Source organism: Kribbella sp. (assembly GCF_035687465.1).
Classification (GTDB): domain Bacteria; phylum Actinomycetota; class Actinomycetes; order Propionibacteriales; family Kribbellaceae; genus Kribbella.
In genome coordinates this window covers 1-10045 of record NZ_DASRXP010000733.1, presented here as the reverse complement: position 1 = coordinate 10045, position 10045 = coordinate 1, and the positions used below count along the sequence as shown (strand labels likewise).

Here is a 10045-nt window from a genome sequence, read left to right as displayed (position 1 = left end):
TCTCCGAAACCCTCCTCGCCGCACACCCCGTCTGCGACTGGATCAACTGCAACCGCCCCGCCCGCGAATCCGACCGCGACCACGGCATCCCGTTTGCACAGACCGGTACGACGAACCTGGCTGATCTGCGGATCTACTGCGAGTTGCACCACGTCATCAAAGACACTCCCGCGTGGGGCTGGAAAGCCACCAACAACCCCGACGGATCCACCACCCTCACCACCCCGACTGGGCACCGCTACACCACCGTGCCTCCAGCACCCGGCCCTATCACCCGACCAGACCCACCACCCCCGGACGAAGACCCACCACCCTTCTAACAAACCGGCACGCTCTGGCCCGCCGCCAGCCAGCACCGACTAGCCCGCAGGCATCCCAGCCTGCGGGCTGGCTGAGGTGGAGGGCATTGTGGCTGTGTCGTACCCACGGTTCGAGCTCCGCCTTGGGCGTGCGGTCATTTCCCGGCTGCTTCTAGGAAGATCTGCGCCAGTTCGCGCGGCTGGGAGAACATCGGCCAGTGGCCCGTTTCCATCTCCACCAGGCACCATTGGTTGCTGGCCAGCAACTTGGCCACCTCGTCGCTGAGTTCGGCTCCGGCGAGCAGGCAATGGATATACGTTGCCGGGAGTTCGTCGAGTGGCCCTGCCAGTACGGCGGGTTCGGTCAGTGTGGCGCCCGGGTGCGGCGTCGAACTATCCACGATCCGTGCGATCTGCTCATCGGTGAGGCCCTCGCCGGCGTAGTGGGTTGCGGGCACGAGCGGCCAAAATCCTCCGTTCTCGGCGATCGAGGCCTTCACCATTGCCCCGCCGTCCGGCCATGCGGCGACGAATGACTCGCCGTCGGCCGGAAGGCTCGAATCGACGAAGACCACGGCGGCCAGCCGGTCACCGATCCGCTCCGCGGCCTGACCGACGGGGATGCCTGCGTAGCGCCGGCTGCGCGCAGATACGGCACTACGTCGTCCCACGCCCACGCCCCGAGCCGCGCGCCTGCAACCAGTACGAAATTCGCCATGGCCGCACCGTAACGGAGCAATCAGGCAGGCAGGGTGAGGCTACAGGCGGCCGGCCTTCTTCAGGGCTAGGTAGGTGTCCGCGAGGGCTGGGGCGATTTGGTCGGGGTTTTCGTCGACCACGGTGACGCCGGCGCGGGTCAGTACTGCGGTGACGCGTTCGCGGTCCAAGCGGGTTCGGGCGGCTGAGGCTGCGCCGTACACCTCGATCATGTCGGCGAGGGAGTTTTCCATCTCGGCCAGGCGGGGATCGGCCACGGACGCCAGTACGACGACATGCCGGCGCAAGAGCGGCCCGATCACCGGCAGCAGCGATTCCTCGATCACGGCCGGATCCAGGCCGGTCAGGAGTACTACGAGCGACCGTTGGCGAACGCGTTCGAGGACCTGCGACACGACCACCCGGAAGTCGGTCTGCACCAGCTCGGCATCCACAGTCGCCAAGGCGTTCACGAACGACGGCAGGACATCCTCCGGCGCGGGCCGCCGCACATCAGCCCGTACTGCGGAATCGCAAGCCAGCAAGGAAACCCGGTCACCGGCCCGGGTGGCAAGTGCGGCCAGCAACAAGGCAGCGTCCATCGCGTGGTCGAGTCGCGGTGCATCGCCGACGCGTCCCGCGGACATCCGGCCGGAGTCGATCACGATGGCGACCTGCCGGTCCCGCTCGGGACGCCACGTCCGCAGTACTACGTTGCCGCGGCGGGCCGTGGCTCGCCAGTCGATGCTGCGGACGTCGTCACCCGGCACGTAGTCGCGCAGCGAGTCGAATTCCGTGCCCTGACCCCTTACCAGCAAGGCGGTTCGGCCGTCGAGCTCGCGCAGCCGGGCGAGCCGCGACGGCAGATGCTTGCGGCTGTTGAACGGCGGCAGAGCCCGGACCGTCCAGGGCACCCGATGGGATCCCTGGCGCCCAGCGAAACCCAGCGGCCCGATCGACCGGACGGTCACCCGGTACGCCTGCCGATCCCCGCGCCGTGTCGGTACCAGGTGCGTCACCAGCCGCCGTCGCTCGCCATTGGGCAGGTCGATCCTGTGCGGCGGATCCAGTACTCCGGCAGACGGCGGCCACGCGTCCCGGAGCAGCCCTTTGACCCTGCGGCCGGGGTTGGCCACCAGCATCGTCACCACAGCCTGCTCACCCAGCCGTACTGCGGTGTCGCCCTCACGGCTGAGCTGCAACCGTCGCGGCGATCCTGCCAACAACAGGTCGACCACACAAACCAGCAGCACGACAGCGACCACCAGGCCGATGCCACTCCAGCTCGGCATCAGCAGTGCGACGAACAGGACGCCCAAGCCGGCCAACAGCCCGGCGCGGCCGGTGACGACCATCAGCGCGGTACTGGCACCGTGGCCAGCACACTCTCCAGTACTGCGTCCGGCGTGACACCTTCCAGCTCGGCCTCCGGGCGGATCTGCACTCGGTGCCGCAGGCAAGGACGTGCCATCGCCTTCACGTCGTCCGGGATCACGTAGTCGCGACCAGACAACCAGGCCCACGCCCGGGCCACCGCAAGCAGTGCAGTAGCACCTCGAGGAGACACCCCGAGCTGCAGCGAAGGCGACTGCCGGGTAGCCCGGCACAGGTCGACCACATAAGCCAGGACATCTTCCCGTACTGCGACCCGGCGTACTGCGGCCTGTCCCGCGAGGAGGTCCTCCGGCCCAGCCACAGGACGCAGTCCGGCAGCCACCAGATCCCGCGGGTCGAACCCCTGCGCATGCCGGGCCAGTACTGCGATCTCCGCGTCCCGCGGGGGAATGTCCATCGTCACCTTGAGCAGGAACCGGTCCAGCTGGGCCTCCGGCAACGGATACGTGCCCTCGTACTCGATCGGGTTCTGCGTCGCGGCGACCACGAACGGCACCGGCAGCTTGCGGGGTTCGCCGTCGACGGTGACCTGGCGTTCCTCCATTGCCTCCAGCAACGCGGCCTGGGTCTTCGGTGGCGTCCGGTTGATCTCGTCCGCGAGCAGGATGTTGGTGAACACCGGTCCCTTGCGGAACTCGAACTCGCTGGTCTTCGCGTCGTAGACCAGCGACCCGGTGACGTCGCCCGGCATCAGGTCCGGGGTGAACTGGATCCGCTTGGTCTCCAGCCGCATCGCCATTGACAGCGCCCGCACCATCAGCGTCTTGGCTGTCCCGGGGACGCCTTCCAGCAGGACGTGGCCACGGCAGAGCAGGGCGAGCACCAGGGCGGTCACGGCGGTGTCCTGACCGACGACGGCCTTGCCGATCTCGGTCCGCAGCTCGACCAAAGCCTGCCGGGCGCGTTCCGGAGTCACCTCAGCTGTCGTGGTTGTCACGGGTGTGCTACCTCCTGGGTGAGGATGTCGAGCTCGTGGGACAGGTACATCAGGGCCGCGTCGTCGAACGGCGGCTGGCCGTAGAGCAGTTCGTACAGCATGGCGGGGTCCCGGCCGGTACGGGCTGCCACGGTCGTGATGACTGCGGCCGGCTCGGCGCGGCGGGGGATGCCGTGGGCCTTCTGGAGCTTGCCGAGCGCGGACTCACGCAGCGCGGCCGCGGCACGGTCTCTGGCCCTGGAGCGTCGGTAGAGCCGCGCTCGGCCCTCGGTGGTCTCCGCCGCGTGCACGATCACCGGCAGCGGCTCCGGAACCACCGGACCGAGGCGGCGACCACGCCAGAGCGCGACCATCAGGGCCGCGAAGGCCAGCGCCCAGGCGATGTACCGGACCTCCGGCGGCACGATCGGTGGGCCTTCCTCGTCGCCCGACTCGTCGAAGCCGGACGTCTCGTACTGCGGCAGGTACCAGACCAGCTCGGAGTTCGTACCGAGCAGGTTCAGGGCCAGTGCGGCATTGCCGTCCTCGGCCAGTTCGGCGTTCGTGAACGACCTGGGCGTACCGATCACATCGATGACCGGGTAGCCCGACTCGAGCCGGACCACCGTGTGGTGGATCCCGTCGCCATAACAGGTCTGAGCGGATTCGGGGGCGGAGTACGTGGTGCCGAGGACGGTCGCAGTACCGGCTTTGACTGCCGCGGGCAGGTCGCAGTCCGGTGCGCGGCTTGCTTTCGACAGTGTCGAGCTGGAGCTCTCGATGCCTGGGGCAAGGACGTCCAGCTCTCTGCTGTCGGGCCGCAGCAGGATCAGGTGGCTCCAGTCGGCGTCCCGGATCTCCTGCCAGTCGGACCGGCTGAGGTAGCCGTCGGGCGCGATCAGCAGAGCCCGGCCCGCGCCGTTGCCGGTGACATCGGCCAGGTTCTCCGTGCCCTGTACGTCGACGCCGTGGTCGCCCAGCAAGGTCGCGAGAGCTTTGGCGCCACTGGGCTCGGAGGAGTCCGGGCTGAACGGTCCTGTGGTCCGATCGGCCGTGCCGATCATCAGCGCGATCACGCCGAGCACGATCGCGCCGGTGACGAGCAGCGGCGTCCGTAGTACGCGCCAGCTCTCAACGCCGGTCCGGCCGACGGCGGTGCTGGTGCTCATCCCTGCACCAGCGCTCGGGTGGAGACCCTGCGTGCCGCCTCGTCAGCAGCCACGACCCGGGCGTACCGCTCGGGCGTGCCAGGACGGTTGCCGTAGACAACCTCGGTGAACACGTCCGCAGCAGGTCGCAGCGGCTCACGCAGCGCCGGTACTACGCGTCCCGCATCCGCCACTGCCTCGTACGCCGTTCGCCCGGCTCGTTCGTCCAGCACAGTACGTTCTGTGAGTTCCGCGACGCATGCGCGGAAGCGGCTGCGCACGGCAGCCGTGTAATCACCGGATGCTGCCTCATGTTCCGCTTGGGCCCGGTACTCGGCCGCAGTACGGAGGCTGCCGGTTTCGAAGACGGTGGGGGCGCTGGTGGTGCGAGTGGTCCGCAGGACGCCGGCGCGCCAAAGCACCACGATCACCACCAGGGCGATCAGCCCGAAGAGCAGGAAGAGCCCGGTCCGGCCGCTCGACGACTGCCCGGTGAGTCCTTCCAGCAGGTCGCCGATCCACTCGAGGACCTTTCGGATGGCTCTCGTGACCAGGGATTCACCGCCCTGGCTGTAGGCAGGTTTGGACAGCTCTTTGGCCGCCTCGGCTGCTGCATCGTCCCGGCCGATGTCCACGGGAGGTTCGAGGATCACCAGCTCGGCCCGGTCGGTTGCTGGTTGGCCCGCAGTACAGGCCGCAACCAGAGATCGAGTCCCTCACGCCGGACCCGCAGGTCCAGGTAGATCAGTGCCTGCACGGCGGACATGAAGGCCAGACTCGCGATCAGCGTCAGGACGGTGGCGATCCCGGCGGCGGCGCCGACCGCGATGGCGATCACGGTCGCTCCGCTGCCCTCGCTGTCGGTGGCCCACGAGCCGAGGGTGAGGACCAGCAGCGTGATGCCGAACTGCAGCGCATAGCTGACGATGTTCACCACCACGCCGGCGAAGAGCAGGATGCCGAAGACCCGCCAGAACCGGCCCTTGACCAGGTACCAGGACCGCTTCAGCGCGCCCCAGACCCCAACCCGGGCAGGGATGTACAGGCCGATGTCCGGCGCGTGCCTGCCCTCCAGCAGGACGACCGTGCCGGCCAGGGCCAGCCGGATCCCGAAGATCACCACCAGCACCCCACCGGCCAGCATCAGGATCACGGACACCCCACCGGCGACCTCGGAGTTGATCGCCGCGTCGGCACCCGCGCCAAGTCCGAAGACGGTCAGCCCCCAGCCGCCGATCAGCACCACGAACGAAGCGGACTGCGCGACGCCGACCCCGGCCAGGGCGGGCAGCGCCGGACGAACCAGGCGCAGCAGCTCCTTCGGGCCCACCCGGTGAGCCAGCTGGCTGCGGACAGCGGCCAAGGCGATGATCCCGGCCAGGATGCTCGACACCACCGTGAACAGGATGAGCTGGATGCCGTATGTGATCGCCAGCGCGGCACCGGCCTGCTCGAACGGGTCCTCGGCGCCGAAGAAGCCGCTGAGCCCGCCGGGCACGGTCAGCTGGGTCAGAGCGGCCTGGACCGCGGCCAGCGCGATGCCGGCCAGCACCGGCAGGCCGAGCATGATCGTCTTGTTCTCGGAGATCGTCCGGGCCGCGTTGTCCAGCAGGTCGACCGGCAGCCAGGGCCGCAACGGCTCGCCGAAGTTCTCCCGGACGCCGATGTCGTCCCGCATGCCTGCCTCCCCTCGAGTGGCGACCCCGCCGGGTTGTCCCCGGCCCCGACTGTGCACCATGATCACAGCCCGGGCGGTCCATACCGCCACAAGTGAGGTGCCGCTCGGCGATCCGGCGTGTGCACTACCCGGGGAATGGGACACTATCCGTAGTGCGTACGACCGGCAGCTGCCGGTCGCACTACAATCCGGACCGGCAAGGAGCAGGGCGTGGCAGAAGGTAATCGGACGATGCGGGGCCGAGTCCTCATCGTCGACGACGACACGGCGTTGTCGGAGATGCTCAGCATTGTGCTGCGCAACGAGGGCTACGACACCTATCTGGTGGCGACCGGTGACAAAGCGGTGCCGGCCTTCCGCGAGTTCAAACCCGACCTGTTGCTGCTGGACCTGATGCTGCCCGGGATGGACGGCATCGACGTCTGCCGCGCGATCCGGGCCGAGTCCGGCGTGCCGATCGTGATGCTGACCGCCAAGAGCGACACCGTCGACGTCGTCCTGGGCCTGGAGTCCGGCGCCGACGACTACGTGGTGAAGCCGTTCAAGCCCAAGGAGCTGGTGGCCCGGATCCGGGCCCGGCTGCGCCGGATGGACGAGCCCGGGCCGGAGTCGCTCACCATCGGTGACCTGACCATCGACGTGGCCGGCCACTCGGTGAAGCGCAGTGGCGAGACCATCCAGCTCACACCGCTGGAGTTCGACCTGCTGGTCTGCCTGGCCTCCAAGCCCTGGCAGGTCTTCACCCGCGAGGTGCTGCTGGAGCAGGTCTGGGGCTACCGGCACGCGGCCGACACCCGGCTGGTCAACGTGCACGTGCAGCGGCTGCGGTCCAAGATCGAGAAGGATCCCGAACACCCCGAGATCGTGGTCACGGTCCGCGGTGTCGGTTACAAGGCGGGTGCGGACTGATCGAGTACGGCCGCGACGACGCGTCGCAGGCGGACAAGCCGGCCCCCGAGCCGGAGACCCGCGGAACCGAGATCGAGCTCACCGCCGCCGGGCTGGACTGGCATGCCCAGCCGCAGCCGCCGTGGCGGACCCACCCGAAGCACTGGCCGGACATCTGGCGCCGCTCGATCCAGGCCCGGATCGTCACCGGCACCCTGCTGATGTCAACCGTGGTGCTGATCCTGGTCGGCTGGGTGATGATGAGCCAGGTCACCGACGGCGTGCTGGAGTCCCGCCGGGACAGCGCCCAGAAGGAAGCCGTCGCCCAGCTGACCGCGCTGAACAACTCGATCAACGCGGCCGACCCGGCGACGGTCTACCAGAACATCTCCCTGCTGGTGCAGGGCTCGAACCGCGCCGGCCTGTACGACGTGGTGCTGGTGCCGACGAACACGTCGGGAACGTCCTCGATCGTGAGCACCGGTCTGGTCGAGAGCGAGTCGATCCCGCAGGATCTGAAGTCCTCGGTGGCCAGCGACCCCACCAAGCTCTTCGACACCTATACCCAGATCGTGCACCGCGGTCAGCCCGCCGAGCCCGGGCTGGCGATCGGCTCGCAGGTCCGGATCGACTCCACCGGTGGGCGCTACCAGGTGTACTTCCTGTTCCCGCTGACGGCGCAGAAGGACACCCTGGACGTCGTCCAGCGAGCTCTGCTCACCGCAGGCCTGCTGCTCGTACTGCTGCTGGGCGCGGTCGCCTGGCTGGTCACCCGGCAGGTGGTGACCCCGGTCCGGATGGCCCGGCGGATCGCCGAGCGGCTGGCGGCGGGCAAGCTCGAGGAGCGGATGCAGGTCCGCGGCACCGACGACCTGGCCAGGCTGGCGGTCTCCTTCAACAAGATGGCGAGCAACCTGCAGCAGCAGATCCGCCGGCTGGAGGAACTGTCCCGGCTGCAGCGACGGTTCGTCTCCGACGTCTCGCACGAGCTCCGGACGCCGCTCACCACGGTCCGGATGGCGGCCGACCTGCTGCACGAGTCGCGGGACCAGTTCGACCCGATCAGCCGCCGCTCGGTCGAGCTCCTGCAGAACGAGCTCAACCGGTTCGAGGAACTGCTCGCCGACCTGCTGGAGATCAGCCGGTTCGACGCGGGCGCTGCCGCGCTCGACCTGGAGGACGTCGACCTGCGCGACATCGTCGCCCGGGTGCTGGAGAACCACGAGACCCTGCTGCACCGCAAGGGCTGCGAGGTGCAACTGGAGATGGCTGAGCCCTGCCGGGCACAGGTGGACTCGCGCCGGATCGAGCGGATCCTCCGGAACCTGATCGGCAACGCGATCGAGCACAGCGAAGGCCTCCCGATCCGGATCACCACCGCCTGCGACGACGACGCGGCGGCGGTCGCCGTCCGGGACCACGGGATCGGGTTCCGGGCCGAGGAGGCCGACATGGTGTTCAGCCGGTTCTGGCGGGCCGACCCGGCCCGGGCCCGGACCACCGGCGGTACCGGGCTCGGCCTGTCCATCGCCCTGGAGGACGCCCGGTTGCACGGTGGCCGGCTGGATGCGTGGGGCTCACCCGGCGACGGCGCCTACTTCCGCCTGACGTTGCCGCGCCGCCCGGACGTGACCCTGTCCGGTTCACCACTGCCTGCCCGGCCGACGGACGCCACCCGGGTGATCTCGGAGATGACGCTGGCCGAGGTCGGAGCGCCGTACCAGAAGCTGACCGGTGGTGAGGAGCTGTGAAGGCGAAGCTGCTGACCGCTGTCGTGGCCGGTGCCGTGTTCGTCTCCGGGTGTGCCACCGTGCCGACGCAGGGGCCGATCCGGTCCGGTAACCAGGAGGGGCTCGCTCCGCCGGCGCCGGCGATCGGCGTCGAGGCCCAGCCGCCCCGGGACAACGCCGGGCCGCTGGCGATCGTGAACGGCTTCCTCGAGGCGATGGCGGATTCGCAGGCCTTCGAGACAGCCCGCAAGTACATGACCCCGGAGGCGGCCGCGGCCTGGAAGCCGGAGTCGAAGATCTCGATCTACGACCAGACCTCCACCGGCGCGGTGACGCCGCGCGGCGAGGACAAGGTCGTACTGCGGGCACCGCTGGTCGGGACCGTCGACCAGCGCGGCTCCTGGAGTCCGGCCCGCAACGCCACCGTCGCCTTCGAGTTCAAGCTCACCAAGGTCAACGGGCAGTACCGGGTCGCCGTCGCCCCGCCGGGCGTGTTCATCGGCAGCAACCAGCTGGAGACCAAGCTCAAGCCGATGGCCCTGTTCTACTTCACGCCGGACCGGTCCATGCTGGTCCCGGACCCGATCTACGTGCCGAACGACCTGCCTTCGGGTCAGATCGCGACGCTGCTGATCCAGCAACTGCTGAAGGGCCCGACCGCCAGGCTCGGCAACGGCGTGTTCTCCGCTGCCCCGCCCGGCACGCAGGTGAACGTGTCCGTCCCGGTCGATCTCGGCGTCGCGACCGTGGCCCTGAGCGACACCGTGGCGACCCTCACCGAGGCCGACCGCACCCTGCTGTCCGCCCAGATCGCCTGGACCCTGCGACTGATCAGCAGCCGGGTCCGGATCACCGTCGGGGGCGCGCCGCTGATCGCGGACCAGGAGGTGCAGTCGTTCACCTCCTTCAGCCAGTACGACCCGACCGTCCCGATCCCGCAGATGAAGGACCTGTACGGGGTCCGCGGCAACAAGATCTACCGGATCAGCCTGGACGGATCCGGTCCGATCGAGCCCAAGCCGCTCGACGACAGTCAGCTCTACCCGTACTCCGCGCAGTCGCTCGCGGTCGACCTTCGCGGTGACTTCGGCGCTGTCGTCACCCGCGACAACGGCCGGCCGGTGGTCGCCTACGGCCGGTTGGAGATCAAGGAAGACAACGACAAGGTCGTCACCATCCCGACCGATGGCGAGGTGCTCCGGCCGACCTTCGACAATGCGGGCAACCTCTGGATCCTGGACCGGGCGGACAGCAACGCGCCGCGGCTGCGGATGCGGGCCAAGGACGGCAAGGTC

The 10045-nt window shown here is 69.0% G+C and carries 9 protein-coding genes and 1 pseudogene; 4 read left to right on the top strand and 6 right to left on the bottom strand.

Annotated features, from left to right (window positions below):
• A pseudogene (locus VFG33_RS39810) lies at window positions 1–320 on the top strand (hypothetical protein); the annotation flags it as partial.
• A 134-nt stretch (window positions 321–454) separates the two neighbouring features.
• On the opposite strand, the gene VFG33_RS39805 reads toward VFG33_RS39810, so the two are convergent.
• The 6 genes from VFG33_RS39805 to VFG33_RS39780 all read right to left on the bottom strand — a co-directional run bounded on the left by VFG33_RS39805 (window position 455) and on the right by VFG33_RS39780 (window position 6132).
• Window positions 455–970 (bottom strand): hypothetical protein, encoded by a 516-nt coding sequence (locus tag VFG33_RS39805; protein ID WP_325058225.1) that lies wholly within the window; start codon window positions 968–970, stop codon window positions 455–457.
• Between the two features lie 87 nt (window positions 971–1057).
• Window positions 1058–2350, bottom strand: a complete 1293-nt coding sequence (locus VFG33_RS39800) for a DUF58 domain-containing protein (RefSeq protein WP_325058224.1) — start codon at window positions 2348–2350, stop codon at window positions 1058–1060.
• Entirely contained in the window at window positions 2350–3327 is a 978-nt protein-coding gene (locus VFG33_RS39795; protein WP_325058223.1) for an AAA family ATPase, read from the bottom strand. The genes VFG33_RS39800 and VFG33_RS39795 overlap by 1 nt, the downstream gene beginning before the upstream one ends.
• A complete protein-coding gene (locus VFG33_RS39790) occupies window positions 3324–4475 on the bottom strand; it encodes a DUF4350 domain-containing protein (protein ID WP_325058222.1) in 1152 nt (383 codons plus the stop codon). Before VFG33_RS39790 ends, VFG33_RS39795 begins: the two co-directional genes overlap by 4 nt.
• Complete coding sequence (locus VFG33_RS39785) at window positions 4472–5089, bottom strand: DUF4129 domain-containing protein (protein ID WP_325058221.1); 618 nt, start codon at window positions 5087–5089, stop codon at window positions 4472–4474. Before VFG33_RS39785 ends, VFG33_RS39790 begins: the two co-directional genes overlap by 4 nt.
• 14 nt (window positions 5090–5103) lie before the next feature.
• On the bottom strand, window positions 5104–6132 hold the full coding sequence (locus VFG33_RS39780) for a glycerophosphodiester phosphodiesterase family protein (RefSeq protein WP_325058220.1): 1029 nt from the start codon (window positions 6130–6132) through the stop codon (window positions 5104–5106).
• Window positions 6133–6363: 231 nt separating this feature from the next.
• Between VFG33_RS39780 and mtrA the strand changes: the two genes are divergently transcribed.
• The 3 genes from mtrA to VFG33_RS39765 form a co-directional block, all read left to right on the top strand.
• The gene (gene mtrA / locus VFG33_RS39775) at window positions 6364–7041 is read left to right on the top strand and encodes an MtrAB system response regulator MtrA (RefSeq protein ID WP_026163715.1); all 678 of its coding nucleotides are present in this window, start codon (window positions 6364–6366) and stop codon (window positions 7039–7041) included.
• A gap of 71 nt (window positions 7042–7112) precedes the next feature.
• The gene (gene mtrB, locus VFG33_RS39770) at window positions 7113–8771 is read left to right on the top strand and encodes an MtrAB system histidine kinase MtrB (RefSeq protein WP_325058226.1); all 1659 of its coding nucleotides are present in this window, start codon (window positions 7113–7115) and stop codon (window positions 8769–8771) included.
• The coding region (locus VFG33_RS39765; protein WP_325058219.1) for an LpqB family beta-propeller domain-containing protein at window positions 8768–10045 on the top strand (1278 nt) is incomplete at its 3' end. The genes mtrB and VFG33_RS39765, both read left to right, overlap by 4 nt.

Coding starts and splice junctions, on each gene's coding strand:
- VFG33_RS39780 (WP_325058220.1), bottom strand. CDS start 6,132: ATGCGGGACGACATCGGCGTCCGGGAGAACTTCGGCGAGCCGTTGCGG.
- VFG33_RS39800 (WP_325058224.1), bottom strand. CDS start 2,350: ATGGTCGTCACCGGCCGCGCCGGGCTGTTGGCCGGCTTGGGCGTCCTG.
- mtrA (WP_026163715.1), top strand. CDS start 6,364: ATGCGGGGCCGAGTCCTCATCGTCGACGACGACACGGCGTTGTCGGAG.
- VFG33_RS39790 (WP_325058222.1), bottom strand. CDS start 4,475: ATGAGCACCAGCACCGCCGTCGGCCGGACCGGCGTTGAGAGCTGGCGC.